This is a genomic window from Streptomyces sp. ISL-96 (genome assembly GCF_018614035.1).
Lineage (GTDB): Bacteria > Actinomycetota > Actinomycetes > Streptomycetales > Streptomycetaceae > Streptomyces.
Genome location: NZ_JAGGPA010000026.1, coordinates 209,014 through 234,329, shown reverse-complemented (window position 1 = coordinate 234,329; position 25,316 = coordinate 209,014). Strand labels below are relative to the sequence as shown.

At 71.2% G+C, this 25,316-nt stretch carries 24 protein-coding genes; 12 read left to right on the top strand and 12 right to left on the bottom strand.

Annotation, left to right across the window (positions count from 1 at the left end):
- Positions 1-154: 154 nt before the first annotated feature.
- The 5 genes from J7E96_RS19250 to J7E96_RS19230 all read left to right on the top strand — a co-directional run bounded on the left by J7E96_RS19250 (position 155) and on the right by J7E96_RS19230 (position 5,950).
- The gene (locus J7E96_RS19250) at positions 155-853 is read left to right on the top strand and encodes a hypothetical protein (protein ID WP_215132864.1); all 699 of its coding nucleotides are present in this window, start codon (positions 155-157) and stop codon (positions 851-853) included.
- 94 nt (positions 854-947) lie between these two features.
- Positions 948-1,622, top strand: a complete 675-nt coding sequence (locus tag J7E96_RS19245) for a PadR family transcriptional regulator (protein ID WP_215132863.1) — start codon at positions 948-950, stop codon at positions 1,620-1,622.
- Between the two features lie 65 nt (positions 1,623-1,687).
- The gene (locus J7E96_RS19240) at positions 1,688-2,467 is read left to right on the top strand and encodes an ABC transporter ATP-binding protein (protein WP_215132882.1); all 780 of its coding nucleotides are present in this window, start codon (positions 1,688-1,690) and stop codon (positions 2,465-2,467) included.
- Positions 2,464-5,304 carry an ABC transporter permease gene (locus J7E96_RS19235; protein ID WP_215132862.1) on the top strand — a complete coding sequence of 947 codons (2,841 nt, stop codon included), beginning with the start codon at positions 2,464-2,466 and terminating at the stop codon, positions 5,302-5,304. Before J7E96_RS19240 ends, J7E96_RS19235 begins: the two co-directional genes overlap by 4 nt.
- A 106-nt stretch (positions 5,305-5,410) precedes the next feature.
- Positions 5,411-5,950 (top strand): bacterial proteasome activator family protein, encoded by a 540-nt coding sequence (locus tag J7E96_RS19230; protein ID WP_215132861.1) that lies wholly within the window; start codon positions 5,411-5,413, stop codon positions 5,948-5,950.
- Between the two features lie 110 nt (positions 5,951-6,060).
- Here J7E96_RS19230 and J7E96_RS19225 read toward each other — a convergent pair whose 3' ends face one another.
- The 7 genes from J7E96_RS19225 to pdhA all read right to left on the bottom strand — a co-directional run bounded on the left by J7E96_RS19225 (position 6,061) and on the right by pdhA (position 14,100).
- Positions 6,061-7,044 carry an NAD(P)H-quinone oxidoreductase gene (locus tag J7E96_RS19225; protein WP_215132860.1) on the bottom strand — a complete coding sequence of 328 codons (984 nt, stop codon included), beginning with the start codon at positions 7,042-7,044 and terminating at the stop codon, positions 6,061-6,063.
- A 21-nt stretch (positions 7,045-7,065) separates the two neighbouring features.
- Positions 7,066-8,163 (bottom strand): potassium channel family protein, encoded by a 1,098-nt coding sequence (locus J7E96_RS19220; protein WP_308296026.1) that lies wholly within the window; start codon positions 8,161-8,163, stop codon positions 7,066-7,068.
- On the bottom strand, positions 8,160-9,587 hold the full coding sequence (locus J7E96_RS19215; protein WP_215132859.1) for a molybdopterin molybdotransferase MoeA: 1,428 nt from the start codon (positions 9,585-9,587) through the stop codon (positions 8,160-8,162). Before J7E96_RS19215 ends, J7E96_RS19220 begins: the two co-directional genes overlap by 4 nt.
- Positions 9,584-10,471 carry an NTP transferase domain-containing protein gene (locus J7E96_RS19210; RefSeq protein ID WP_215132858.1) on the bottom strand — a complete coding sequence of 296 codons (888 nt, stop codon included), beginning with the start codon at positions 10,469-10,471 and terminating at the stop codon, positions 9,584-9,586. The genes J7E96_RS19215 and J7E96_RS19210 overlap by 4 nt, the downstream gene beginning before the upstream one ends.
- Before the next feature lie 139 nt (positions 10,472-10,610).
- The gene (locus tag J7E96_RS19205) at positions 10,611-11,918 is read right to left on the bottom strand and encodes a dihydrolipoamide acetyltransferase family protein (protein ID WP_215132857.1); all 1,308 of its coding nucleotides are present in this window, start codon (positions 11,916-11,918) and stop codon (positions 10,611-10,613) included.
- A complete protein-coding gene (locus J7E96_RS19200; protein ID WP_215132856.1) occupies positions 11,918-12,946 on the bottom strand; it encodes an alpha-ketoacid dehydrogenase subunit beta in 1,029 nt (342 codons plus the stop codon). Before J7E96_RS19200 ends, J7E96_RS19205 begins: the two co-directional genes overlap by 1 nt.
- Complete coding sequence (pdhA, locus tag J7E96_RS19195; RefSeq protein WP_215132855.1) at positions 12,943-14,100, bottom strand: pyruvate dehydrogenase (acetyl-transferring) E1 component subunit alpha; 1,158 nt, start codon at positions 14,098-14,100, stop codon at positions 12,943-12,945. Before pdhA ends, J7E96_RS19200 begins: the two co-directional genes overlap by 4 nt.
- Before the next feature lie 173 nt (positions 14,101-14,273).
- On the opposite strand from pdhA, the gene J7E96_RS19190 reads away from it, so the two are divergent.
- Positions 14,274-14,822, top strand: a complete 549-nt coding sequence (locus J7E96_RS19190; protein ID WP_251070101.1) for an Lrp/AsnC family transcriptional regulator — start codon at positions 14,274-14,276, stop codon at positions 14,820-14,822.
- Positions 14,823-14,828: 6 nt separating this feature from the next.
- Here the strand turns inward: J7E96_RS19190 and J7E96_RS19185 are convergent, their stop codons facing one another.
- Together J7E96_RS19185 and J7E96_RS19180 are read right to left on the bottom strand one after the other, a co-directional pair.
- On the bottom strand, positions 14,829-15,431 hold the full coding sequence (locus J7E96_RS19185) for a TetR/AcrR family transcriptional regulator (protein ID WP_215132854.1): 603 nt from the start codon (positions 15,429-15,431) through the stop codon (positions 14,829-14,831).
- A complete protein-coding gene (locus J7E96_RS19180) occupies positions 15,428-16,939 on the bottom strand; it encodes a 3-hydroxyacyl-CoA dehydrogenase (RefSeq protein ID WP_215132853.1) in 1,512 nt (503 codons plus the stop codon). The genes J7E96_RS19185 and J7E96_RS19180 overlap by 4 nt, the downstream gene beginning before the upstream one ends.
- 123 nt (positions 16,940-17,062) lie before the next feature.
- On the opposite strand from J7E96_RS19180, the gene paaN reads away from it, so the two are divergent.
- On the top strand, positions 17,063-18,754 hold the full coding sequence (gene paaN, locus J7E96_RS19175) for a phenylacetic acid degradation protein PaaN (protein ID WP_215132852.1): 1,692 nt from the start codon (positions 17,063-17,065) through the stop codon (positions 18,752-18,754).
- 35 nt (positions 18,755-18,789) lie between these two features.
- Here paaN and J7E96_RS19170 read toward each other — a convergent pair whose 3' ends face one another.
- From J7E96_RS19170 to J7E96_RS19160, 3 genes are read right to left on the bottom strand one after another with little or no spacing between them, the layout of a single operon-like run.
- Entirely contained in the window at positions 18,790-19,557 is a 768-nt protein-coding gene (locus J7E96_RS19170; protein ID WP_215132851.1) for an RNA methyltransferase, read from the bottom strand.
- Positions 19,554-20,762 (bottom strand): HTTM domain-containing protein, encoded by a 1,209-nt coding sequence (locus J7E96_RS19165; RefSeq protein ID WP_374196694.1) that lies wholly within the window; start codon positions 20,760-20,762, stop codon positions 19,554-19,556. The genes J7E96_RS19170 and J7E96_RS19165 overlap by 4 nt, the downstream gene beginning before the upstream one ends.
- Positions 20,759-21,538 (bottom strand): DUF5819 family protein, encoded by a 780-nt coding sequence (locus J7E96_RS19160; RefSeq protein WP_215132850.1) that lies wholly within the window; start codon positions 21,536-21,538, stop codon positions 20,759-20,761. The genes J7E96_RS19165 and J7E96_RS19160 overlap by 4 nt, the downstream gene beginning before the upstream one ends.
- 148 nt (positions 21,539-21,686) lie before the next feature.
- Between J7E96_RS19160 and paaA the strand changes: the two genes are divergently transcribed.
- Genes paaA through J7E96_RS19135 form a run of 5 tightly spaced genes read left to right on the top strand, consistent with a single transcriptional unit; the run spans position 21,687 to position 25,235 of the window.
- Positions 21,687-22,676: a 1,2-phenylacetyl-CoA epoxidase subunit PaaA gene (gene paaA, locus J7E96_RS19155; RefSeq protein WP_215132849.1), complete on the top strand. Its 990-nt coding sequence runs from the start codon at positions 21,687-21,689 to the stop codon at positions 22,674-22,676.
- Positions 22,673-22,960, top strand: coding sequence for a 1,2-phenylacetyl-CoA epoxidase subunit PaaB (gene paaB / locus J7E96_RS19150; protein ID WP_028810644.1), 288 nt, complete (start codon positions 22,673-22,675; stop codon positions 22,958-22,960). The genes paaA and paaB overlap by 4 nt, the downstream gene beginning before the upstream one ends.
- Positions 22,957-23,658 carry a 1,2-phenylacetyl-CoA epoxidase subunit PaaC gene (gene paaC / locus J7E96_RS19145; RefSeq protein WP_215132848.1) on the top strand — a complete coding sequence of 234 codons (702 nt, stop codon included), beginning with the start codon at positions 22,957-22,959 and terminating at the stop codon, positions 23,656-23,658. The genes paaB and paaC overlap by 4 nt, the downstream gene beginning before the upstream one ends.
- A complete protein-coding gene (gene paaD, locus J7E96_RS19140) occupies positions 23,652-24,149 on the top strand; it encodes a 1,2-phenylacetyl-CoA epoxidase subunit PaaD (protein ID WP_215132847.1) in 498 nt (165 codons plus the stop codon). Before paaC ends, paaD begins: the two co-directional genes overlap by 7 nt.
- Positions 24,150-25,235 carry a 2Fe-2S iron-sulfur cluster-binding protein gene (locus J7E96_RS19135; protein WP_215132846.1) on the top strand — a complete coding sequence of 362 codons (1,086 nt, stop codon included), beginning with the start codon at positions 24,150-24,152 and terminating at the stop codon, positions 25,233-25,235.
- The last annotated feature ends 81 nt before the right edge of the window (positions 25,236-25,316 follow it).

The window sequence follows — 25,316 nt, the reverse complement described above, 5'->3', positions numbered from 1 at the left end:
GAATTAACCAACAGCGTCCGCACTGCGCGCACCGGGCCCCTTTCGTGTGACCTGGCGCGCCGGAAATGTTGCGGCATGTGACGCTGAGTCTGTTGTCTCAGTGGTCCGGCTCACACCGTGGTCCGGCGCGTTTCGGTTCAGGAGGCGGAGTCCCATGGCTGTCCGGTTCGCGGCGGTGGGGGTGGCCGCAGTGCTGGTGCTGCCGGTCTCGGGGGCGGTCTCGGGGGCATACGCCGATGAGCGCGCGCCGGGGCCGACGCCCGCATCCACGTCCGCTTCCGTGTCCACGTCCACTTCCATGTCCATGTCGACGACTCCCCCGGACGGCGGCGAGGACCGCGAGCTGGTGCCGGGCGTCGGGGCGCCGGACTGGCCCGAACGGCCCTCCGCCTCCGCCGCCTCGCCCGCCAAGAGCCTTGCGGGGCGGCCGGCCGGGGAGGGGCGTACGCGGCCGGGGAGGCCGTCGGACAAGAGCGCGCCTCCGAGCCGGAGCGAGGAGGAGGGCGGGAAGGCGTCCCCGAGCGGCAGTGGGAGTCCGTCCGGCAGCCCCGGTGTCGCGCCCAGCCGCTCCGCGTCCGGCTCCGCTTCCGCGTCGGCGAGCTCCGCGGCCACCCCCCTCAAGTCGTACGCGCCCGAGCCCTGGGACGTACACGAGGAGGCGCTGGAAGAACCCGGTAACGACCCCGACGGCTCCCCCTCGATCGCTGCCCCGCCGGGAGCCGCGCACGAGGGCTCCGAGCAGGTCGTCGCGCAGTCCGACCCGCTGGGTATCCATGTGCTGCCGCTGGGGGCCGGGCTCACGCTGGTCGGGCTGGGGCTCGGATTCCTGGGGCTCCGGCTGCGGCGCGGCTGACCGGCATCCCGGAGCCGTCCCCCTCAAGACCTACGTACAACGTCCTTCTCAGGAAGGTTGGCCAGGAGCGGCATACTCGGTATACATACTCAGTATGTCGATCCGTCACGGGCTGCTTGCCCTCCTTGAGCACGGGCCCCGTTACGGCTCTCAGCTGCGCACCGAATTCGAGTCGCGCACCGGCGCGACCTGGCCCCTCAACGTCGGCCAGGTCTATACGACGCTGGGCCGCCTCGAACGCGACGGCCTGGTCAGCCAGGAGGGCGAGGACGGAGCGGGCCACGCGCTCTACGTGATCACGGACGCGGGGCGGGGTGAGCTCCGGAGCTGGTTCGGACGGCCCGTCGACCGTGCCAGCCCGCCCCGTGACGAGCTGGCCATCAAGCTCGCCATGGCCGTCGGCGCCCCCGGCGTCGACATCAGGGCCGTCATCCAGGCGCAGCGCCACGCGACTCTCCGGGCCATGCAGGACTACACGCGCCTCAAGGCCCAGGCGCTCGCGGCCGTCGAGCACGTCGATGGCACAGACGGCGACCAGGCGCGCGACGACGTGGCCTGGCTGCTCGTACTGGAACAGCTGATCTTCCAGACCGAGGCCGAGGCGCGCTGGCTCGACCACTCCGAGTCCCGGCTCGCCCGGCTCTCCGCGTCGGCCGCGCGCAGGGCCGGGAACACTCCTGCGGCCGCTTCACCTTCACCTTCACCTTCACCCGGCCCGGCCGCCGGAACCGCTCGTACGGCTTCGACGTCTCGCAGCGCACGGCGATAGAGCCGCGCGGCCGCATCACACATCCGTATCCCGTCCCAGGGGGGACCTCCTTCATGCCTGAAGCCATGCCCGAATCCGTGCCCCAGAAATCACATGGGCAACAGCAGTCACAGCAGTCACAGCAACCGGTGCTGCAGCTGGAGCAGCTGACCCGTGTGCACGGCAGCGGCGCCACCGAGGTGCACGCGCTGCGCGGCGTCAACCTCTCCGTCTTTCCCGGTGAACTCGTCGCCGTCATGGGCCCGTCCGGCTCCGGCAAGTCCACCCTGCTCACCATCGCGGGCGGACTCGACCTCCCCACCTCCGGCCGGGTCGTCGTCGAAGGTACGGACATCACGACCGCCAGCCGCAAAGAGCTCGCCACGCTGCGCCGCCGCAGCATCGGCTACGTCTTCCAGGACTACAACCTCATACCGGCCTTGACGGCCGCCGAGAACGTCGCCCTGCCCCGCGAACTGGACGGCGTATCCGCCCGCAAGGCCCGCGTCTCCGCGGTCGCCGCGCTGGAGGAGATGGGCCTCGGCCAGCTCGCCGACCGCTTCCCCGACGAGATGTCCGGCGGCCAGCAGCAGCGCGTCGCCATCGCCCGCGCCCTGGTGGGCGACCGCCGTCTGGTCCTCGCCGACGAGCCGACCGGCGCCCTGGACTCCGAGACGGGCGAATCCGTACTCGCGCTGCTGCGCGCCCGCTGTGACGCGGGCGCCGCCGGCATCCTCGTCACCCACGAGCCGCGCTTCGCGGCCTGGGCCGACCGGGTCGTCTTCCTGCGCGACGGCTCCGTCGTCGACGAGACGCTGCGCAGCCAGGCCGACTCCCTGCTCTCGGGGCAGGCGGCCGCACAGTGAACCACTGGTACCACTCATGGGTGGCCGCGGTGCGCATAGCCCGCCGCGACGCCTGGCGCTTCAAGGGCCGCAGCTCTCTCGTACTCGCCATGATCGCCCTGCCGATCCTGGGCGTGAGCGCCGCCGATCTGACCGTGCGCAGCGCCGAACTCTCCGCCGGCCAGAAGATGGACCGCGAACTGGGCGCCGCCGACGCCCGGATGTCCGACCCGGGCATGGGCGGCGTGCCGATCCACCAGTCCCCCGACGGCCTCAACAACAACCCGGCGAAGGAATACAAGGACGGAGACTGGCCCTCGGGCCACGGTGACATCCGGGCCGCCTTCCCCGAGGGCGCCAAGACGCTCAAGGACTCGAACGGCAGCGGCAAGCTCCGGACCGCGCACGGCCTGCTCAACACCGTCATCCACGAGCTGGACGCGACCGACCCGATGACCAAGGGGATGGTGACCCTTGACCAGGGACGGTTCCCCAACAAGGCCGGCGAGGTCGCGGCGAGCACCCACTTCCTGGAGACCGGCGGCCTGAAGGTGGGCTCGACCGTAACCGCCCGCGGGCTCGCCACCGAGTACCGGATCGTCGGCTCGTACGAGCTCCCCAACGCCCTGAAGACGGACGAAGTCCTCGCACCGCCCGGCACGTTCCTGGCGCCGCTCGACAAGGCGCTGAAGGCCGACGGCCTGCCCGGCACGGAGACCAGCAGCACCTACCTGGTCTCCGTCGGCGGTGACGGTTTCACGTGGAACATGGTGAAGGAGGTCAACACCCAAGGCATCATGGCGATTTCGCGGGCCGTCGCCCTCGCCCCGCCCGCCGACTCCGAGGTCCCGCTGTACCAGCAGGAGGGCTGGTCGAACTACGAGCAGAGCGCGGCGGCCGAAGCCGCGGCGCTCGCCGTCGTCGGCACCATCGTCGGTCTCGCCATCCTGGAGATCTGCCTGCTGGCCGGACCCGCGTTCGCGGTCGGCGCCCGGCGCTCAGCGCGCCAGCTCGGCCTGGTCGGCGCCAACGGCGGCGACCGCCGCCACATCCGCGCCATCGTCCTCTCCGGCGGCCTGGTCATCGGCTTCGCCGCGGCCGTCCTCGGCACCGCGCTCGGCCTGCTGCTCACCTTCGCGCTGCGGCCGGTGCTGGAGGACTACATCGGCAAGCGGTTCGGCAGCTTCGACGTCCGCCCGCTGGAACTGCTCGGCATCGGCCTGGTCGCCGTCCTCACTGGCCTGCTCGCCGCTGTCGTCCCGGCCATCACCGCGTCCCGGCAGACCGTGCTGGCCTCGCTCACCGGCCGCCGCGGGGTACGCCGCTCCAGCCGCGTCCTGCCCGTCATCGGCCTGATCGCGGCCGGCCTGGGCATCACGATCACCCTGTACGGGGCCACCGCCACCGACAACGTCGTCATCGTCGCGGGCGGCAGCGCCCTCGCCGAGCTGGGCATCGTCGCGCTCACCCCCGCCCTGGTCGGCCTCTTCGGCAAGACCGGCCGCTGGCTGCCGCTGTCGCCGCGCCTCGCCCTGCGCGACGCCGTACGCAACCGGGGCCGTACGGCCCCCGCCGTGGCCGCCGTGCTGGCCGCCGTCGCGGGCACGGTCGCCGTGGCGACGTACGCCGCCAGCGACGACGTACAGCAGCGCGCCGCTTACCAGGCGCAACTGCCGCACGGCGCGGTGACCGTGCTGAACTCCGAGGGCGGCGGACGCGATGTGCCGGCCCTGCGCGCGGCCGTCCAGAAGCACTTCCCCGTCGACGTACGCGCCGATGTCAGCCGGATCGCCGTCGGCAACGCCAACTGCGCGCCGTACAGCGACGTGAAGGGCTGCGGGCGGTACGAGATCTTCACGCCCAAGGACAACCGGTGCGCCCTGTGGTTCGAGGACGTCCCGGGCTCGAAGCAGCTCACGGCGGACGAGCGCCGCAAGCTGTCGAAGGACTGGCGCTGCAAGGAGGTCCGGCACTACTCCGAGTACGACGTCCTCGTCGCCGACGAGAAACTGCTGTCGGTCCTCGCGATCGACAACCCGGGCGTCGTCAACGCGCTCAAGAGCGGTAAGGCCATCTCCTTCGACAGCCGCAACGTCGAAAAGGGCCGGATCGGCATCAAGCTGATCACCGACACCGACAAGGCCGAACTGATGCAGTCCAAGGGCAAGGACGCCCCCGGCGAGATCAAGTCGTTCCCCGTCCACCAGGCTCCCAAGTCGGCCACGGCCTACGGCGTGCGGATCATCCTGCCGGAGCAGGCCGCGAAGGCCGCCGGGCTCATCACCGTCCCCGTCGGCGCGTACTTCTCGACCGACAAGCTGCCCGACAGCACCCAGCAGCAGAAACTCGACGCGGCACTCGACGCGCTGGGAGTCGACGGCGGCCTGTACGTCGAAAAGGGCTACACCAGCGACAACAGCATCGTCCTGCTGGCCCTGACCGTCTTCGCCGGACTCGTCACCATCGGCGCGGCAGGCATCGCCACGGGCCTCGCCCAGACCGACGCCGAACCCGACCTGAAGACCCTCGCCGCGGTCGGCGCGCCCCCGCGGGTGCGCAGGACGCTGAGCGGATTCCAGTGCGGGGTGGTCGCCGCGATGGGCGTGGTGCTCGGCTCGGCGGCCGGCGTACTGCCCGCGATCGGGCTGCGGCTGACCGAGGAACGCCAGGAGATGAAGTGGTACCAGGAGGCCCTGGACTCCGGCATGGGCGGCCTGAGCGACCCGCCGTACATCCCGATCGTCATCCCCTGGGAGACCCTCACGGCACTGCTCGTCGCCGTACCCGTGGGCGCGGCGCTGCTGGCCGCACTGGTCACCAGGTCCCGTACCGCGGTGGCGCGGCGCGCGGCGGGCTGAGACGCGGCGGTTGTTCCGCGATGGTTCCCGTGCCCCCGTACAGGGTGGATCACCTCTGTGCGGGGGCACACCGTGTGGTGACGCAGGTGTACGAGAGAATGGCTGCATGGAGATGCCGAGGAGTGAACGGTCGCAGGAGAGCCCCCATGTCCTGGTCGTAGGACAGGACGGAATGGCTCTCGGCGGCGCGGACGACGAGTCGCGCGAGGTGCCAGTGACAGACATGGTCGAACAGCCCGCAAAGGTCATGCGCATCGGCAGCATGATCAAGCAACTCCTGGAGGAAGTACGGGCGGCTCCTCTCGACGAGGCGAGCCGGGTACGGCTGAAGGACATTCACCACAGCTCGGTGAAGGAGCTCGAAGACGGCCTCGCGCCCGAGCTCGTCGAGGAGTTGGAGCGGCTCTCCCTGCCGTTCACGGACGAGGCGATCCCCTCCGAGGCGGAACTGCGTATCGCGCAGGCCCAGTTGGTCGGATGGCTCGAAGGCCTCTTCCACGGGATCCAGACGGCGCTCTTCGCCCAGCAGATGGCGGCGCGGGCGCAGTTGGAGCAGATGCGGCGGGCGCTTCCGCCGGGTGCGGGCCACGAGGACGACGGCCAGGAAGACGGCCACGGCCCGGTGCGCTCGGGACCGTACCTCTAGAACCACTTACGACGTGCGACAAGAGGCCCGCACCGCCACGACGGCGGTACGGGCCTCTCGCACGTGCCTCTCGCTCGCGTCTCTCGCGGGCGCCTCTCGCTCGCGCCCGTTCAGGCAGTCGCCGTCAGCAGGATCTTGCCGACATGATCGCCCGCGTCCAGCGCCCGGTGAGCCTGTGCCGCCTCCGCCATCGGCAGGACGCGGTCCACGACGGGGCGTACGCGGCCGGTGCTGATCAGCGGCCACACATGCTCCCGTACGGCCGCGACGATCGCCGCCTTCTCACCGAGCGGGCGCGCCCGCAGCGTCGTCGCCGTGATCGCGGCGCGCTTGCGCATCAGCGCACTGAGGTTGAGCTCGCCCTTCACACCGCCCTGCATGCCGATGATCGCGAGGCGGCCGTTGACGGCGAGCGCCTTCACATTCTTGTCCAGGTACTTCGCGCCGATGATGTCGAGGATGACGTCGGCACCGGCCCCGTCGGTGGCCTTGCGGAGCTCCTGTACGAAGTCCTGCTCGCGGTAGTCGATGAGGATGTCGGCGCCCAGCTCCGCGCAGCGCGCCAGCTTCTGCGGACTGCCCGCGGTGACCGCGACGCGCGCCCCGACCGCCTTGGCGAGCTGGATCGCCATCGTGCCGATGCCGCTCGCGCCGCCGTGCAGCAGCAGCGTCTCGCCCGGCCGCAGGTGGGCGATCATGAAGACGTTCGACCAGACCGTCGAGGTCGACTCGGGCAGGGAAGCCGCCGTAACGAGGTCCACGCCGCCGGGCACGGGCAGCAGCTGCCCCGCCGGTACGACAACCTTCTCGGCGTACCCGCCGCCGGTCAGCAGCGCGCACACCTCGTCGCCGACCGACCAGCCCGAGACACCCGGCCCCAGCGCGGCGATCCGGCCGGAGCATTCGAGACCGGGATACGCCGACGCCCCGGCCGGCGGGTCGTAGAAGCCCTGGCGTTGCAGCAGGTCGGCGCGGTTGACGGCGCTCGCGGCGACCTCGACGAGGACCTCGCCCTCGCCGGGTACGGGATCGGGGACCTCCGCCCATACGAGCGCCTCGGGGCCACCGGGTTCAGGGATCGTGATCGCATACATGGCCGCGAGGCTACTCCGCCGCTACTCCGGCGACGTCAGCCGCATCTCCCCCGCAGTCGTGACACCGGGCGAGGCGCGCACGATGGTGATCACCCGGTCCGTCAGCTGGAGCGGACTGGCCTGCGGATCGTCGTAACCGAGCAGCCGGTGTCCGCGCAGGACACTGACCACCAGGTCCTCGGTCTCCCGCACGCTCCGTCCCACCTCGGCCTTTATCACCGGCCGCTCGATCAGATCGAGACCGCTGCCCTGCTGGATCAGGTCCTCCATCACCGTGCCCGCGCTGGGGCTGAGCACGGACAGACCCAGCAGGCGGCCGGCCGCGCTCGCGCTGGTGATGACGGCGTCGGCGCCCGACTGGCGCAGCAGCGGCGCGTTCTCCTCCTCGCGCACCGCGGCGACGATCTTCGCCCCCCGGTTGAGCTGGCGCGCGGTGAGGGTGACCAGGACGGCCGTGTCGTCACGCTGGGTCGAGATGACGATCTGGCGGGCCCTCTGGACCTCGGCGCGCAGCAGTACGTCGCTGCGGGTCGCGTCGCCCAGGACGCCCGTGAAGCCGTCGGCGTTCGCCGCTTCGATGACCTTCGCACTCGGGTCGACGACCACGATCTGCTCTTTCCTGAGCCCCGTGGCCGCCAGGGTCTGGATCGCGGAACGGCCCTTGGTGCCGAACCCGACGATGACGGTGTGGTCGCGCAACTGGGTCCTCCAGCGGTTCAGCCGCCACTCCTCCCGCGTCCTCTCGGTGAGGACTTCGAGAGTGGTGCCGACCAGGATGATCAGAAAAAGCACACGCAGCGGCGTCACGAGCAGCACATTGGTGAGCCTGGCGCTGTCGCTGTGCGGCACGATGTCGCCGTAACCCGTCGTGGAGAGGGTCACGGTGGAGTAGTAGACGGCGTCGAGGAAGTCGAGGCTCTCGTCGGCGTTGTCGTGGTAGCCGGCGCGGTCGACGTAGACGATGAACACGGTCAGGGCCAGGACCCCGAACGCCATCAGCAGCCGCTTGCCGACCTGCCGCAGCGGGCGGTCGACGATACGGCGCGGCAGCCGGATCCGAGCGGTGACAAGGTGCTCGTCGGCATGCCTGGCCATCGCATCGTGGCCGGGAAGTTTCACGTGAAACGTCCTTCTGTGGTCCAGGGCAGATCGAGGATTTCGAGTTCCTGGCCGGCTCGTGCGCCCCCGGGCGGGACGACGGCCAGGCCATCGGCGGCGGCGATTCCGCGGAGCATCGCCGGACCGTTGTAGTGCAGCGGCACGGCCTGCTCCGCACGGTGGACGACGGGGACGAGCCGGGTGTCGTGCGGATGACCGTTCACCTCGTCCCGTACGGGCGAGAGGTACGGCGCGAGGGGCGGCCGCTGGGCGCGGGCGCGCAGCAGCGGCTCGGCGAGGGTGAGCAGGCCGGACACCGCGGCGAGCGGATTACCGGGCAGGCCGACGAGGTACCGGCCCTCAGCGCCTTTGCTGAGGCGCGCCAGCAGCATCGGGTGCCCCGGCCGGACCGCGACACCGTCCACCAGCAGCTCGGCGCCCGCCTTGCGCAGGATGGGGTGGACGTGGTCGACAGGACCGGCCGCCGTACCGCCCGTAGTGATGACGAGGTCGGCCTCGGAGGTGGTGACGGCCCGGTGGAGGGCGTCGGCGTCGTCACCGAGATGCCGGGTGCCGATCACGTCGGCGCCGAGGGCACGCAGCCACGGGCCGAGGAGGGGGCCGAGGGCGTCGCGCACCATCCCGTCGTGCGGCAGACCCTCCCTCAGCAACTCGTCACCCAGGACGAGCACTTCGACGCGCGGCCGGGGGACCACGGACAGCCCGTCATACCCGGCGGCAGCGGCCAGCCCGAGGACGGCCGGGGTCACCAGGGCGCCGGCGGGCAGCAGCCGGTCGCCGGTACGGCACTCCTGGCCGCGCGGCCGGATGTCCTGCCCCTGGACGACCTCCCGGCGCGCGTACAGCCGCCCCCTGGACTCGTCCAGCCGGGCGTGCTCGCTGCGGATCACGGCGGTCGCGTCGGGCGGGATACGGGCGCCGGTGGCGATGCGTACGGCGGCGCCGTCGGCGAGCGCCCCTGGCGCGGCATGCCCGGCGAGAACCTGGCCGCCCTCTTCGACGCTCCACCACGGCCCCGGCCCGGCGACTGCCCACCCGTCCATGGCGGACGTATCGAAGGACGGCAGGTCGGTGAGGGCGTCCAGGGGCTCGGCGAGGACCTGCCCGAGGGCCTGGCCCAGCGACACCCGCCGCGCACGGGACACGGTGGACCCGCCCGCCCGCGCGGCCACGGCGCGGGCCTCACGCCAGGGCGTGGCGCGGGGGCGGGCCGGGGACGCGGGCAGGGCGGCGGGACCGGTCTCCTGGCCCGCCTGCTCCGACTGCGGCTGCGTCTCGGACTGCGACTGCGCCTCCGACCCCGGCTCCGGCTCCGGCTCCGGCTCCGGCTCCGGCTCCGCACCAGGATCCGGTGATGTCTGCGCCTGCGCCGCCCGGTTGACGAGCGCGAGCGCCTCGTCGACCTCGCGGTCCTCCTGGCTCACCCCGCGCCGTCTTCCGTGCCGTGTCCCGCGGCCTCACCCTTGGGCTCTTCCTCTTCCGCCCAACGGGCGGCGAGAGCCGCGGCCTTGCGAGCCGCCTCGGCAACGGCCTGCGGCCCGTCCCCGCCGGCCTTCGCCGCCGCGTAACCGACCAGGAAGGTGGTGAGCGGGGCGGCGGGCCTGGCGACACCGTGCGCGGCGTCGCGGGCGAGGTCGAGCAGGACGTTGATGTCGACATCCAGCTCGATGCCGAGTTCGTCCTTGACTGCGGTCATCCATTCATCCAGCACGTGTCCATGCTCCCTGATCCTGGACCGGGCCGCGGCAATGTCTTCCCAGGTGTCGCAGTCGAAGGAGTCGAGCGGCCCGGCGGCGACGCGCGCCAGGGCGAGTTCGTGCGTGAGCAGCCGGAGCGGCAATCCGCAGAGGCCGCCGTGCTCGGCGGCGAGGAGGGCCAGTTCACGGCGCAGTGGTTCGGCGCGGTAGGCGGCGACGAGCGGCTGGTCGCGCCCGCCCGCGTCCACGAGCAGCGCCGCCTCGCACCCGCTGCTGTCCAGGGCGTCGAGGAGCCGCTGAACCGTCCCGCTCCGGATGAAGGGCAGATCGGCGGAGAGTACGAGCAAGGTCTGCGCGGCGGTACGCCGTACCCCCGCGTCGAGCGCGGCCAGCGGCCCGCCCCCGGCCGGTTCCTCACGCGCCCACTCGACGGCGCGTACGGTCGCCCGCCGCCCGCCGACGACGACGGTGGTCCCGGCCCCGCGGCACACGCCCAGCACCCGGTCGAGCAGCGTCCGCCCGCCCACGCGCACACCGGGCTTGTCCACCCCACCGAGCCGCTTGGCGGCCCCTCCGGCCAACACGATGGCGTCGTACGCGGTCGCGGTCATGCCACGAGTATGCGGGGCGGCTTTCCTGTTTCATCGCCGGAGGGTCTCCATAGGAGCCCTCCGGCGATTACGGACACGCCCGAAGGGTTGTCCCCGGGGGCCTGGGGGCGGCGGGTCAGGGAAGCCCCGCGCAGCGGCCCTAAAGCGTCCGCAGCAGCACCGCCGGCCGCTCCACACAGTCCGCCACGTACCGCAGGAATCCGCCCGCGGTCCCCCCGTCACAGACCCGGTGGTCGAACGTCAGCGACAACTGCACCACCTTGCGCACCGCCAGCTCCCCCTCGTGCACCCAGGGCTTCGGCACGATCCGGCCGACCCCGAGCATCGCCGCCTCCGGGTGATTGATGATCGGCGTGGACCCGTCGACCCCGAACACCCCGTAGTTGTTCAGCGTGAACGTGCCACCGGTCAGCTCCGCCGGAGTCAGCGACCCCTTCCTGGCCGACTCCGTCAGCCGGGCGAACTCCGCACTCAGCTCCTCCACGTTGCGGCCATGCGCGTCCCGTACGACGGGAACGACCAGCCCCCGCTCCGTCTGCGCCGCGAACCCGAGGTGCACACCGGGCAGCCGCACGATCTCGCGGGAGGCCATGTCCACGGTGGAGTTGAGCTCCGGGAAACGGGCAAGAGCGGCCGTACAGATCCGGGCGAAGAGCGCGATGACCGATACCGGTGGCCCGCCCGCCTGGTTCATCGACGTACGAGCCGCCATGAGCTCGGTCGCGTCCGCGTCCACCCAGCAGGTGGCGTCCGGAATCTCGTTCCGGCTGCGCGACAGTTTGTCCGCGACGGCGCCGCGCATCCCGCGCAGCGGTACGCGTTCGCCCACAGCGGCGGAAGCGGCCGCGGGCACCGGCGCCGGCACCGCCGCCCCGCGAATCGCGCCCTCCACGTCGGACCGCAGGATCAGACCGTCGGGCCCAGAGCCCTTCAACGCCCGCAGATCCAGCCCGTTCTCGCGCGCCAGCCGCCGCACCAGCGGCGAAATGACCGGCACGGGCCCGTCACTCTCAACCACCGCCGGAGCAGCTGCGGCAGCCACCGCCACAGAACCGGCCGACCCAGCAGACCCAGCAGCCGGGGCAGCCGCGCCCGGCCGGATACGCCGCCGCCGCGCCACCGCCGCCCCCGTGCCGTACCCCACCAGCACGTTCCCCGACGACTCCGCGTCAGCAGGAGCGGCCTGAGGCGCCGCAGCCGCCGCCCCGACCGCCACCGTCAGCAGCGGCGAGCCGACCGGCAGTTCGGTCCCCTCCTCGCCGAAGCGGGCGGTCACCACACCCCCGTACGGGCACGGCACCTCCACCATCGCCTTGGCCGTCTCGACCTCGACGACCGGCTGGTCGACGGCGACCACATCGCCCACCTCCACCAGCCAGCGCACGATCTCCGCCTCGGTCAGCCCCTCACCGAGGTCGGGCAGCTTGAATTCCAGGACCTGCGGCATCAGATGCCCGCCTCCCACTGGAGCCGCGCGACCGCGTCGAGGACCCGGTCCACTCCCGGCAGATGGTGCCGCTCCAGCATCGGCGGCGGATACGGAATGTCGAACCCGGCGACCCGCAGCACCGGCGCCTCCAGATGATGGAAGCACCGCTCCGTCACCCGCGCGGCGATCTCCCCGCCGGGCCCGCCGAAACCGGTGGACTCGTGGACGACGACCGCCCGGCCGGTACGCCGTACCGAAGCCGCCACCGTCTCGTCGTCGAACGGCACGAGCGAGCGCAGGTCCACAACCTCCAAGTCCCAGCCCTCCGCCTCTGCCGCCTCCGCGGCCTCCATGCACACCGGCAGGGACGGCCCGTACGTGATCAGCGTCGCGCTGCGCCCCGAGCGGCGTACGACCGCACGCCCGATGGGCTCGACGGCGGTGGGCGCGTCCGGCGACCACGCCGCCTTCGACCAGTAGAGCCGCTTCGGCTCCAGGAAGACCACGGGATCGTCCGACGCGATCGCCGCCCGCATCAGCCCGTACGCGTCCTCGACCGTCGCCGGCGTGACGACATGGAGCCCCGGAGTCGCCATGTAGTACGCCTCGGACGAATCGCTGTGGTGCTCGACCCCGCCGATCCCGCCGCCGTACGGCACCCGGATCACCATCGGCATCGGCATCGCCCCGCGCGTGCGGTTGCGCATCCGCGCCACATGGCTGATGAGCTGCTCGAACGCCGGATACGCGAACGCGTCGAACTGCATCTCGACGACGGGCCGCAGCCCGTACATCGCCATGCCCACGGCCGTTCCCAGGATCCCCGCCTCAGCGAGCGGCGTGTCCGTGACCCGGTCCTCGCCGAACTCCTTCACGAGCCCGTCGGTGACCCGGAAAACCCCGCCGAGCGCGCCGACGTCCTCGCCCATCACATGGACACTCGGGTCCTCGGCCATCGCGTCGCGCAGCGCACGCCCGAGGGCCTGCGCCATCGTCGCGGGCTTGGCGGGCTTCGCGTCGACGGCGCTCGCCGCTGCCGCCGTCATCGCTCGTCCTCCGCATCGAGCTCGGCCCGCAACAGGGCTTCCTGCTCCCGCAGTTGCGCGGTCTTCTCGGCGTAGACGTGCGCGAAGAGGTCCATGGGGTCGAGCACCGGGTCCGCGTTCATCCGCTCCCGCAGTTCCGCCGCCATCGTCTCCGCCGCTTCTCGGGCCCGCTGTATGGCGTCCGCGTCAAGCATTCCGCGCTCCGTGAGCTCCCGCTCAAGCAACTGGACCGGGTCATGGGCGCGCCACGCCTCGACCTCCGCCTCGCCCCGGTAACGGGTCGCGTCGTCGGCGTTCGTGTGGGCCTCGATGCGGTACGTGACCGCCTCGACCAGCGTCGGACCGCCACCCCGCCGGGCCCGCTCCACCGCCTCGGCCAGCACCTCGTGCACGGCGGCGGCGTCATTGCCGTCGACGAGCCGGCCCGGCATTCCGTACCCGACGGCCTTGTGGGCCAGGGACGGCGCCGCGGTCTGCTTGGCGAGGGGCACGGAGATGGCGAAGCCGTTGTTCTGCACGAGGAAGACGACCGGTGCCTGCCAGACGGCGGCGAAGTTCAGCGCCTCGTGGAAGTCACCCTCGCTGGTGCCGCCGTCGCCGACCATGGCGAGCGCGACCACGTCGTCGCCCTTGAGGCGCGCGGCGTGCGCAAGGCCCACCGCGTGCGGCAGCTGGGTCGCGAGAGGGGTGCACAGCGGCGCGATGCGGTGCTCACGCGGGTCGTAACCGGTGTGCCAGTCGCCCCGCAGCAGCGTCAGCGCCTGTACGGGGTCCAGCCCGCGCGCCACGGCGGCCAGCGTGTCCCGGTAGCTCGGGAACAGCCAGTCCCGGTCCTCCAGGACGAGCGCGGCCGCGACCTCGCAGGCCTCCTGCCCGGTGCTGGAGGGGTAGACGGCGAGGCGGCCCTGCTTGGTGAGGGCGGTCGCCTGCGCGTTGTACCTGCGGCCGCGTACCAGCTCCGCGTACAGCCGCCGCATCAGCCCGGCGTCGAGCCGTTCCGCGGCTTCGGTGCCGAGCACGCGGTACGGCTCGCTGTCGGGCAGCAGCGGTGCGGGGTCCGTGCGGGGCCTCCAGGCCGGGGGAGGGGTGGGCCGGTAGGCGGCGGCACCGGGCAGGTCCTGGACCGGCTGAGCGGTCAGGGTGCTTTTCTTCATCGCGTGCACCTCCTCGTGGGAGCGGTGAGAAGGCACAGCAATGTGGTGTGCCTCACCTACCGATTGTTCGGTCGTGGACGCAATTTGGCTACAGGCACCTCCAGCCTGTGGACAAACGGTTCTGCACAGCCTGGGATAGAGGCAGGTCGTCCATGAGAGAGAGGCGGGGGGACATGGCAGCTGAACAAATGGCCGACGCGGGAGGAGGCCCGCCCGCACGCCCGCTGGACGCCATCGACCGGGACATCCTCCGGATGCTCCAAACGGACGGCCGCGCGTCGATACGGTCCGTGGCCGAGCGTGTGCATGTCTCGCGCGCCAACGCCTACGCGCGCATCAACCGCCTCATCGACGACGGAGTCATCCGCGGCTTCAGCGCACGCGTGGACCACGAGCGCGCGGGGCAGGGAGCATCGGCGTACATCACGCTCAAGATCGTGCAGAACTCCTGGCGCACGGTCCGCGAACGGCTTCAGGAACTGCCCGGCGCCGCGCACATCGCGCTGGTCAGCGGGGATTTCGACGTACTGCTGCTCGTGCACACGGCCGACAACAGGGCGCTGCGCGAGCTCGTACTGACGAAGATCCAGTCGATGCCGGAAGTGCTCAGCACGCGCACCCTGCTGGTCTTCGAGGAGACAGATCTCGACTCGGCGGGCTCCCCACAGGCGCCCCAGTCACCGCAGCCGCCCCAGTCACCCCAGTCACCCCAGGAGCTGTGAGCAGCCTCAGCGGCTGGTCCGCAGCCCGTCGAACGCCAGCCGCACCACGGTCTCGGCGAGCTGCTCCCCGTCCACGCCGCCATGGCCCTCGGCCGCCTGCGGCCGGTACCACTCCACCAGCGAGTTGACCATTCCGAAGAGCAGTCGCGTCGCCATGCGTATGTCCACATCGGTGCGCAGATCACCGTCGGCGGCCGCCGCCTTCATCAGATCGGCCACCCGCTGGTCGAACTCGCGGCGCCGCTCCAGCGCCCAGCGCTCGGCCTTCGTATTGCCGCGTACGCGAAGGAGCAGCGTGACGTACGGCAGCTCGGCCATCAGCACCTCCACGGTGCGCCGGGTGACGTACTCCACCCGCTCGATCGCCCGCCCGCGCACCGCGCCCGGCTCGTCGAGGATCCCGAAGAGACCGTCGAGGGCCCGGCTGACCGCGCGGCGCAGCAGCTCCTCCTTGCCCGCCACGTGGTGGTAGATCGAGGACTTCGAAATGCCGGCGGCCTTGGAAAGGTGCTCCATGGACGTGCCGTCGTAGCCACGCTCGTTGAAGACCCGGACAGCCACCGTCAGGAGCGTCTCGGGGGTGTACGTGTCGCGCTTGGCCGCGGTCATGAGGCGCCCTCTTCCTTGGCGGCGAACGCCTGCCGGTAAAGCGCCAGAGACGGTGCGTAGCGCCCGGTCGGGCAGCACTCGTGCAGGTTCTGCAGCAGGTCGTACGCCCAGTCCTGGCCGAGCGCGCGGCTCCATTCGACCGGCCCCAGGGGGTAGTTCACACCGAGCCGCATCGCCGTGTCGATGTCCTCGGGCGAGGCGACGCCCCGCGCGACCGCGTCGGCGGCCAGGTCGATGAGCATGGCGACCGTACGGGCGACGATCATGCCGGGGACGTCACCGATGACGCTGACGTCCTTGCCGAGCTTCTGGAAGAGCCCGGTGGCTTCGGCGAGCGCCCGCGCGGACGTGTCCTCGGAGGCGGAGAGCGCGATACGGGTCGCGCCCCGGTAGTCGAGGGCGAGGTCGAAATAGACGACGTCCGCGTACTCCACGGAGGTCCGTCCGTCGGCCGGTACGAGCTGCCCTTCGCCCGGCAGCTCGATGTACGGGCCGCCCGCCCCCACCCGCTCGACGGCGATGCCCGCCTCCTCCATCATCGCGACGAGTACGCCGGCGTGCCCGAGGTCCCCGACGACGGTGACGGCTTCGGGGGCGGCCTCGGGACCCGCCGTCCGGGGAGCGGGCTTCGCCGCCCCCTCGCCTCCGTACGGGAACCAGCCGTGGCCCGACTTGCGGCCGAGCCGGCCCGACTCGACGAGACGGCGCTGGGCGAGCGAGGGAACGAACTTGGGGCTCTGGAAGAACGACTCCCAGACGGACCGGCTGACCGCTTCGTTGACGTCCTGTCCGATCAGGTCGGTCAGCTCGAAGGGGCCCATCCTGAAGCCGCCCGACTCGCGCAGTACGGCGTCGATGGTGGCCGGGTCGGCGCCCCGCTCCTCGTACACCGCGAAAGCCTCGGCGTAGAAGGGGCGGGCGATGCGGTTCACGATGAAACCGGGGGTGTCCGCGCAGCGCACCGGGGTCTTGCCCCAGGCGGCCGCCGTCGCCCACGCGCGCGTGGCGCTCATTTCGTCGGTCGCGAAGCCGCTGACGACCTCGACCAGGGGCAGCAGGGGCGCAGGGTTGAAGAAGTGCAGCCCGACAAAGCGGCCGGGGTTCTTCAGGGGACCCGCGATGGCCGTGACGGAGAGGGAGGAGGTGTTGGTGGCCAGCAGGCAGTCGTCGGAAACGATCGCTTCGAGGGCGGTGAACAGCTCCTGCTTGACCGAAAGCTTTTCGACAATCGCCTCGACGACGAGTGAGGCGTCGGCCAGCTCCGAAAGATCGCTCGCCGCGTGCAGCCGGGCGCGGGCACTGTCCGCTTCCGCGCGTTCGAGCCGGCCCTTCTCGACGAGCCGGTCCAGGCGCGCGCCGACGGCCTCCGCGGCCTCCTGGGCGCGCCCCGGCGCGGCGTCGTAAAGACGCACCGGGTGGCCTGCGAGGAGAGCGACCTGGGCGATGCCCTGACCCATGGTGCCGGTGCCTACGACGGCGACGCTGCGGGCTCGATCGATAGCTGTCATGACCCGATCCTCCCGTATGAGTTATCCACAGGTTTTACCGGGCCCTCTTGTCCCGACCGATCGTTCGGTTACTGTATCCGTGTCCGCCTGTCCCTGCCCAGCTCGACGAGGAGTTGGTCCGCCGTGGCCGCCGAACTCACCACTTCCCAGCTGTCCCAGAAGCACCAGGCCACACTGGCCCAGGCGCTCGAGGTGATCCGCACGCGGGCGTACTGGTCCCCGCACCCCGAGCACCCCAAGGCGTACGGCGAGAACGGCAGCCTGAGCGCCGCCGAAGGCCTCGCGGCCTTCCAGGCCCTGCACGGCACCCGCTTCGAACTCGACCAGCCCGGCACCGACGGCTGGACGGGCGCCGAGGTGTCGCCGTACGGGCCGGAACTGGGCGTCGAATACCCGCACGCCGACCTCGACGTCCTCCTGCCGGCGATGCGGGCGGGCATGGGCGCCTGGCGGGACGCCGGACCGGAGACCCGCGCCCTGGTCTGCCTCGAAATCCTGTCGCGCATCAGCGCCCGTACGCACGAATTCGCGCACGCTGTCATGCACACCAGCGGCCAGGCCTTCATGATGGCGTTCCAGGCTGGCGGCCCGCACGCCCAGGACCGCGGCCTGGAGGCCGTGGCGTACGCGTACGGCGAGCAGGTCCGTACCCCCGAGGCGGCCGACTGGTCCAAGCCGCAGGGCAAGCGCGACCCGCTCAACCTGAGCAAGTCCTTCACCGCCGTCCCGCGCGGCATCGCGCTGCTCATCGGCTGCAACACCTTCCCGACCTGGAACGGCTACCCGGGCCTCTTCGCCTCCCTCGCCACCGGCAACCCCGTCCTCGTCAAGCCGCACCCCCGCGCGGTCCTGCCGCTCGCCCTCACGGTCCGGGTCGCCCGCGAAGTCCTCACCGAGGCCGGCTTCGACCCGAACCTGGTGGCACTGGCGGCCGAGCGTCCCGGCGAGGGCATCGCCAAGACCCTGGCGGTGCGTCCGGAGATCCGGATCATCGACTACACCGGTTCCACCACCTTCGGCGACTGGCTGGAGACCAACGCCCGCCAGGCGCAGGTCTACACCGAGAAGGCCGGCGTCAACACGGTGGTGATCGACTCCACCGACGACTACAAGGGAATGCTGTCCAACCTGGCGTTCTCGCTGTCCCTCTACAGCGGCCAGATGTGCACCACCCCGCAGAACCTCCTGATCCCCAGGGACGGGATCATGACGGACGCCGGTGCCAAGTCCTACGACGAGGTCGTCTCCGACCTCGCGGCCTCGGTCGCCGCACTGCTCGGCGACGACGCCCGCGCGAACGCGCTGCTGGGCGCACTGGTCAATCCCGACGTGAAGGCCCGCCTCGAAGCGGCCGCGGGAATGGGCGAAGTGGCGCTCCCGTCACGGGAGATCACGAACCCGGACTTCCCTGGAGCGGTGGTTCGTACGCCGGTCATGGTCAAGCTCGACGGCGCCAAGCCGGACGCGGAAGCGGCGTACATGTCCGAGTGCTTCGGCCCGGTCTCCTTCGCCGTCGCCGTCGACTCCACGGAGGACGGCCTGGAGCTGCTGCGCCGTACGATCCGCGAGAAGGGCGCCATGACGGTGGGCGCGTACACGACCTCGCAGATCACGGAGGCCGCCATCGAGGAAGTCTGCCTGGAGGAGTCCGCGCAGCTTTCGCTGAACCTGACGGGCGGGGTGTACGTCAACCAGACCGCGGCGTTCTCCGACTTCCACGGCTCGGGCGGCAACCCGGCGGCCAACGCCGCCCTGTGCGACGCGGCGTTCGTCGCCAACCGCTTCCGCGTGGTGGAGGTCCGCAGGCAGGCGTAGCCGGTCAGCTGCTCGCCCGCCCCACCTTCAGGCCGTCAGGCAGGGGTGGTGGCGGGCGGTCCGCCCCAGTGGAACAGCGTCATGGCGACGCTGGTGGCGAGGTTGTAGCTGGACACCTGCGGGCGCATGGGGAGGGACACCAGCTCGGTCGCCCTGCTCCGCAGCTCGGGTGAGATCCCGTGCCGCTCGGAACCGAACGCTATGAGCGCGTCGTCGGGGACCTTCACGGACCTGATGTCCTCGCCCTCCGGGTCCAGTACGTACAGCGGACCGGGCGGCAACTCGTCCAGGCTTCTGTGCTCGACGGCCGTGGCGTAGTGCAGGCCCGCTCCGGCACGCACCACGTTCGGGTGCCAGGGGTCCATGTCGCCGGTCGTGACCACACCCGTGGCACCGAAACCGGCAGCCAGGCGCACCACGGCTCCGACGTTGCCGAGATTACGAGGGTTGTCCAGCACGACGACCGGAGACGGCCGGGGCAGCCGGGACAGGGTCTCCGCGTTCGCCCGGGCATCGCGTCGGACGGCCAGTGCGGCAATCCCCGTGGTGTGAATCCGGGGGACCAGCTCACGCAAGGCGTGGGCCGGAATTTCGACCACGGACCGAGCGATCACGTCCGACACGTCATCTGCCAGCTCCCGTGCGAGCGCCACCGCGGCCTGCCGGTCGCTCGTCACCGTCATCCGCACGTCCGCACCGAAGCGCAGCGCGTGCTTGATGGCATGGAACCCGTCGAGCAGAACGGTGTCCGGGGCAGCCGCGCGCCACCGCCCCATCACAGCCTCGGCCACGTCATCGGTCATGACTTCAGCCTACGGGGGCGTTTGACCAGGCCCGATACGTCGAGCCGCGCCCCCCAACGGCCGATACGCCGCAGGAAGCCGGTCGGCAGGAAGACCGCGTCGGCGGCGATCATCGCGAGGGAGAAGAAGGGCAGCCCGAGCAGCACAGCGATCGCCGCGTGCTCAGCGATCATGACGGCGAGCAGGACGTTCTTGACCTGCCGGTTGAAGAGCGTGAAGGGGAACGCGACCTGAACGGCCACCGTCCCGTACGTCAGCAGCATCACGATCACGCCGCTGGAGGCGAGCAGCCCGGAAAGCGCGGGCCAGGGCGAGAAGTAGTCCAGGTGCAGCGGGTAGTAGAGCGCGGTGCCGTCCTGCCAGCGCGAGCCCTGGATCTTGTACCAGCCGGCGGTCGCGTAGACGAGACAGACCTCGGCCATGATCACGAAGAGTCCGGCGTTGTGCGCGAGGTTGGCGATGACGTCCAGCAGGATGCGCGGCTGCCCAGGCGCGTAGCGGCCGGCCGCCCACCACAGGCCGTGTGCGACCAGCAAGCCCCAGAAGATCAGCAGCCAGCCGCCGCTGAGCTCGCCCATGAACGTGAGCGCGACGAGGCAGGCACCGAGCGCACCCCACAGGGCCGGCCCCACCTGGTCTCCGCGAGAGGGATCGCGCCGCGCGTCCAGCGACCACACCTGCCCGCACCGCGTCAGTACCAGGTAGATCGCCATCAGATGGATGACGTTGTCGCCGCCGTCGCCCACGAAGATGCTGCGGTTCTGCAGCGACAGCACGCCGATCATGAAGAGGACGGACATCGTCCGGGTCCGCCAGCCCAGCATCAGCAGCGCCGCCGACACGACGGCGAGCCCGTAGACGATCTCGAACCACAGCGAACTCTCCGACCACATCAGCGCGGTGAAGGCCTGATTGTTCGCTATCAGCTTGTGGGCCATGTCCCAGCTCCACGGCCCGTCCGGCCCGTACAGCTCACGGCGGTGCGGGTACTCCCAGAGGAGGAAGAGCAGCCAGGTCAGCGAGAACCCGATCCGGACGACGGCGCTCTGGTACGGCCCGATGGCGGTGGAGGTGACGCGCTGAACGGCGCCCGCGAGCTTACGGGCCGCAGCGCCGCCGTGGGCGCGGCCCGCGACAGGGCCCGGCGTACGGCCGGGGGCGCGGTCAGCAGTGCGGTCAGGGGTGCGGACGGACGACGAGCTCACCGGGCCGCCTCCGATGCGCGCCGGGCGCCCTCCGGAAGGTCCGCCTCGGTCACCGGCCACCACGGAAGCACTCGATGGGCCGGCCGGGCGTTCGTCTTCTCGTTGCTCCACGGCGGCGCCTTCACCCACATCGTCTCGGACCTGACCTGTATCCGCTCGACCTTGCCGCCGAGGTCCAGGCCGGCGAGGCGCAGCATGACGGTGCGGCGGACGTAGCGCTCGGACAGGGCGCCGCGCATGCCGTTCGGCTTGTTCGCGTTGTCGTGCGAGGCGGTGTAGAAGTCCCAGGCCCGCCGCAGCGCGTTCTGGACCGTGTGGCTCGGCAGCAGATTGCCGCGGATCGCTTCGCCGTCCTGGGCGGAGAGGTCGATCCAGTCGCTGGTCTTCCACTGCCCGTCGGCCGTACGGACCTGCGCCCGCACCTGTACGGAAATGTTCTGCTGGAGCGGATTAGGAGCGAAGAGCTTCCAGTTCTGCTCGAATTCGGGGTAGACCCAGTCGTCTATGGCCTCACCGTTCTGCTTGGTGAGGGTGTTGGACGGTGCGACGTGCAGGAAAACCATCCCGAGGTGCACACACGCGATGACGCCGACGACGGCGAGCGCGAGGGCTGCCACCGCCTGGTACGGGAGCGAGAGCGCCGCGATACCGCCGCTCGGTATGCCGGGGCCGGGAGGATCCTCCGGGCCCTTCGGCACCTCGGAGGCGTCCGTGGCGCCCGGGACCTGACCCGCCCCCCGCCCGGCGGTTACGCCCCTGTCGTCGTACGAATCCATCCCGCCCCGCTCACCGTTGGTCCACCTCAGTTATCCACAGGGTTGACACCCTACGGGCCGCCGACTCACCATTGAAGTCATCGAACCGAACGATCGGTCGGTCGGTTGGCCGCTCGGCAAGAGGCGGCAGGGACGGCAGGGGGCTCGGATGGCTACAGCAGCTGCGCACCGTACGACGGCTGATGCGCAGACCGGACAGGCGGAGCAGACGGCCGCGTACGAAGCGGCGTTCAACGCCGCGGTCGCGGCGGACGAGCGCATCGAGCCCCGCGACTGGATGCCCGACGCCTACCGGGCCTCACTGGTCCGCCAGATGGCGCAGCACGCCCACTCGGAAATCATCGGCATGCAGCCGGAGGCGAACTGGATCACCCGCGCGCCCTCCCTGCGCCGCAAGGCGATCCTGATGGCCAAGGTGCAGGACGAGGCGGGGCACGGGCTCTACCTCTACAGCGCCGCCGAGACCCTGGGCACCGGCCGCGAAGAGCTGCTCGACAAGCTCCACTCCGGCCGCCAGAAGTACTCCTCGATCTTCAACTACCCCACCCTGACCTGGGCCGACGTCGGCGCGATCGGCTGGCTGGTGGACGGCGCCGCGATCACCAACCAGGTGCCGCTGTGCCGCTGCTCCTACGGCCCGTACGCCCGCGCGATGGTCCGGATCTGCAAGGAGGAGTCCTTCCACCAGAGGCAGGGGTACGAGCTGCTGCTGCACCTCAGCAAGGGGACGCCCGAGCAGCACGCGATGGCGCAGGACGCGGTGGACCGCTGGTGGTGGCCGTCGCTGATGATGTTCGGCCCGCCGGACGACGAGTCGGCCCATTCGGCCCAGTCCATGGCCTGGAAGATCAAGCGGCACTCGAACGACGAGCTGCGCCAGCGCTTCGTCGACATCGCCGTACCGCAGGCCGAGGCCCTCGGGCTCACCCTGCCCGATCCCGACCTGCGGTGGAACGAGGAGCGCGGCCAGTACGACTTCGGTCCGATCGACTGGGACGAGTTCTGGAACGTACTGAAGGGCAACGGTCCCTGCAACGAGCAGCGGATCACGCAGCGGCGCACGGCGCACGAAGAGGGCGCCTGGGTCCGGGAAGCGGCAAGCGCGTACGCCGCGAAGCACGGGAAGGCAGCAGCATGACGAACTCCGACTGGCCGCTGTGGGAGGTGTTCGTGCGCTCGCGCCGCGGACTGTCCCACACTCACGCCGGCAGCCTGCACGCGCCGGACGCGGAGATGGCCCTGCGCAATGCCCGCGACCTCTACACCCGCAGGTCCGAGGGCGTCTCGCTGTGGGTGGTGCCCTCGTCGGCGATCACCGCGTCCTCGCCCGACGAGAAGGACCCGTTCTTCGAACCGGCTGCCGACAAGCCCTACCGGCACCCGACCTTCTACGAGATCCCCGAGGGAGTGAGGCACCTGTGACCGCGGCCCTCGCCCTGGGCGACGACGCGCTGGTGCTCTCGCACCGGTTGGGGGAGTGGGCGGGACACGCGCCCGTGCTCGAAGAGGAAGTGGCCCTCGCGAACATCGCGCTGGACCTGCTCGGGCAGGCGCGGATCCTGCTCTCCCTCGTCGGCGACGAGGACGAGCTGGCGTACCTCCGCGAGGAGCGTGCCTTCCGTAATCTCCAGCTGGTCGAGCAGCCGAACGGCGACTTCGCGCAGACCATCGCCCGCCAGCTCTACTTCTCCACCTACCAGCGGCTGCTGTACGGGCAACTGGCAGCCGGGGACGGCGAGTTCGCGCCGCTGGCGGCGAAGGCGGTCAAGGAGGTGGCCTACCACCAGGACCACGCCGAGCACTGGACGCTGCGCCTGGGCGACGGCACCGAGGAGAGCCACGGGCGGATGCAGCGGGGCTGCGACGCGCTGTGGCGGTTCACCGGTGAGATGTTCCAGCCCGTCGAGGGCGTCGACGTCGACTGGCAGAAGCTGGAGGCCGGCTGGCGGGAGTCGGTCGGCGCCGTGCTGGAGCGGGCGACGCTGACCGTGCCCGAGGGGCCGCAGAGCGGAGCCTGGGCGGCGGGCGCGGGCCGCCAGGGGCTGCACACCGAACCGTTCGGGCGGATGATCGCCGAGATGCAGCACCTGCACCGCAGCCACCCGGGGGCGACATGGTGACCGAGACGCTCCTGGAGGCCGAGCTGCGCAGGGTCGCGGGCTCGGTCCCCGACCCGGAACTGCCGGTGCTCACCCTGGAGGAGCTCGGCGTCCTGCGCGCCGTCCACATCCACGGACCGGGCAGGGTCGAGGTCGAGCTGACGCCGACGTACACCGGCTGCCCGGCGATCGAGGCGATGTCCTCGGACATCGAGCGTGTGCTGCACGACCACGGCATACCGGAGGTCTCGGTCCGCACGGTCCTGTCCCCGGCCTGGTCGACGGACGACATCAGCGCTGAGGGCCGCCGCAAGCTCGCCGAGTTCGGCATAGCCCCGCCGCGCCCGCAGCCCGCCGACGGCGGACCCGTGCCGCTCACCCTGTCGGTGCGCTGCCCGCACTGCGGGTCCACGGACACGGAGCTGCTCAGCCGGTTCTCCTCCACCGCGTGCAAGGCACTGCGCCGCTGCGTTTCCTGCCGCGAACCGTTCGACCACTTCAAGGAGTTGTAGATGCTGTCCTCAGACGCCGGACGCGCTGGGTTCCATCCGCTCCGGGTCCGCGAGGTCGAGCGGCTCACCGACGACTCCGTGGCCGTCACCCTCGACGTGCCGCCCGAGCTCCGCGACACCTTCCGCCACACACCCGGCCAGCACATCGCGCTGCGCCGCGTCGTGGCAGGCGAGGAGATCCGCCGTACGTACTCGATCTGCGCCCCGGCCACCGAAGCGCCACTGGAGCCGGTGCTGCGGGTCGGCATCCGGCTGGTCGACGGCGGCGATTTCTCGACGTACGCCCTCAAGGAGCTGACCGTCGGCGACACGGTGGAGGCCATGGCTCCGACGGGCCGCTTCATCCTGAACCCGCGCCCGGGCCGCTTCGCGGCGATCGTGGGCGGCAGCGGCATCACGCCGGTGCTGTCGATGGCGGCGACGGTGCTGGCGCGCGAGCCCGACGCCACTTTCTGTCTGGTCCGCAGCGACCGCACGGCGGCTTCGACGATGTTCCTGGAGGAGGTGGCCGACCTGAAGGACCGCTATCCGGACCGTTTCCAGCTGGTCACCGCGCTCTCCAGGGAAGAGCAGCAGGCGGGGCTGCCGTCGGGCCGCCTCGACGAGGAGCGGCTGACCGGGCTGCTGCCCGCGCTGCTGCCGGTGGCGGAGGTGGACGGCTGGTTCCTGTGCGGGCCCTTCGGTCTCGTCCAGGGCGCCGAGCGGGCGCTGCGCGCTCTCGGGGTGGCCAGGAACCGTATCCACGAGGAGATCTTCCACGTCGACGACGGAACGGGAACGGTCACCAGTGGTACGGCGACGGCTCCCACGAGCAGCACCCTCACCGCCACGCTCGACGGCCGGTCGGGCAAGTGGCCGGTACAGGACGGCGAATCGCTGCTGGAGACGGTGCTGCGCAGCCGCGCGGACGCGCCGTACGCCTGCAAGGGCGGCGTCTGCGGGACCTGCCGGGCCTTTCTGGTCTCCGGTGAGGTGCGGATGGACCGCAACTACGCGCTGGAGCCGGAGGAGACGGAAGCCGGCTACGTCCTGGCCTGCCAGTCGCATCCCGCGACGCCGGAAGTGGAGCTGGACTTCGACCGCTGAAGTCCCGCCCGTTCCCGCACCTTCCCTTCACCTAGAACCTGTTCTATCTTGACGGTCCGTCAGGTGAATGCGGTACCGAGG

Coding starts and splice junctions, on each gene's coding strand:
- J7E96_RS19250 (WP_215132864.1), top strand. CDS start 155: ATGGCTGTCCGGTTCGCGGCGGTGGGGGTGGCCGCAGTGCTGGTGCTG.
- J7E96_RS19245 (WP_215132863.1), top strand. CDS start 948: ATGTCGATCCGTCACGGGCTGCTTGCCCTCCTTGAGCACGGGCCCCGT.
- J7E96_RS19240 (WP_215132882.1), top strand. CDS start 1,688: ATGCCCGAATCCGTGCCCCAGAAATCACATGGGCAACAGCAGTCACAG.
- J7E96_RS19230 (WP_215132861.1), top strand. CDS start 5,411: ATGGAGATGCCGAGGAGTGAACGGTCGCAGGAGAGCCCCCATGTCCTG.
- J7E96_RS19225 (WP_215132860.1), bottom strand. CDS start 7,044: ATGTATGCGATCACGATCCCTGAACCCGGTGGCCCCGAGGCGCTCGTA.
- J7E96_RS19210 (WP_215132858.1), bottom strand. CDS start 10,471: ATGACCGCGACCGCGTACGACGCCATCGTGTTGGCCGGAGGGGCCGCC.
- J7E96_RS19205 (WP_215132857.1), bottom strand. CDS start 11,918: ATGCCGCAGGTCCTGGAATTCAAGCTGCCCGACCTCGGTGAGGGGCTG.
- J7E96_RS19200 (WP_215132856.1), bottom strand. CDS start 12,946: ATGACGGCGGCAGCGGCGAGCGCCGTCGACGCGAAGCCCGCCAAGCCC.
- pdhA (WP_215132855.1), bottom strand. CDS start 14,100: ATGAAGAAAAGCACCCTGACCGCTCAGCCGGTCCAGGACCTGCCCGGT.
- J7E96_RS19190 (WP_251070101.1), top strand. CDS start 14,274: ATGGCAGCTGAACAAATGGCCGACGCGGGAGGAGGCCCGCCCGCACGC.
- J7E96_RS19185 (WP_215132854.1), bottom strand. CDS start 15,431: ATGACCGCGGCCAAGCGCGACACGTACACCCCCGAGACGCTCCTGACG.
- J7E96_RS19180 (WP_215132853.1), bottom strand. CDS start 16,939: ATGACAGCTATCGATCGAGCCCGCAGCGTCGCCGTCGTAGGCACCGGC.
- J7E96_RS19170 (WP_215132851.1), bottom strand. CDS start 19,557: ATGACCGATGACGTGGCCGAGGCTGTGATGGGGCGGTGGCGCGCGGCT.
- J7E96_RS19160 (WP_215132850.1), bottom strand. CDS start 21,538: ATGGATTCGTACGACGACAGGGGCGTAACCGCCGGGCGGGGGGCGGGT.
- paaA (WP_215132849.1), top strand. CDS start 21,687: ATGGCTACAGCAGCTGCGCACCGTACGACGGCTGATGCGCAGACCGGA.
- paaB (WP_028810644.1), top strand. CDS start 22,673: ATGACGAACTCCGACTGGCCGCTGTGGGAGGTGTTCGTGCGCTCGCGC.
- paaD (WP_215132847.1), top strand. CDS start 23,652: ATGGTGACCGAGACGCTCCTGGAGGCCGAGCTGCGCAGGGTCGCGGGC.
- J7E96_RS19135 (WP_215132846.1), top strand. CDS start 24,150: ATGCTGTCCTCAGACGCCGGACGCGCTGGGTTCCATCCGCTCCGGGTC.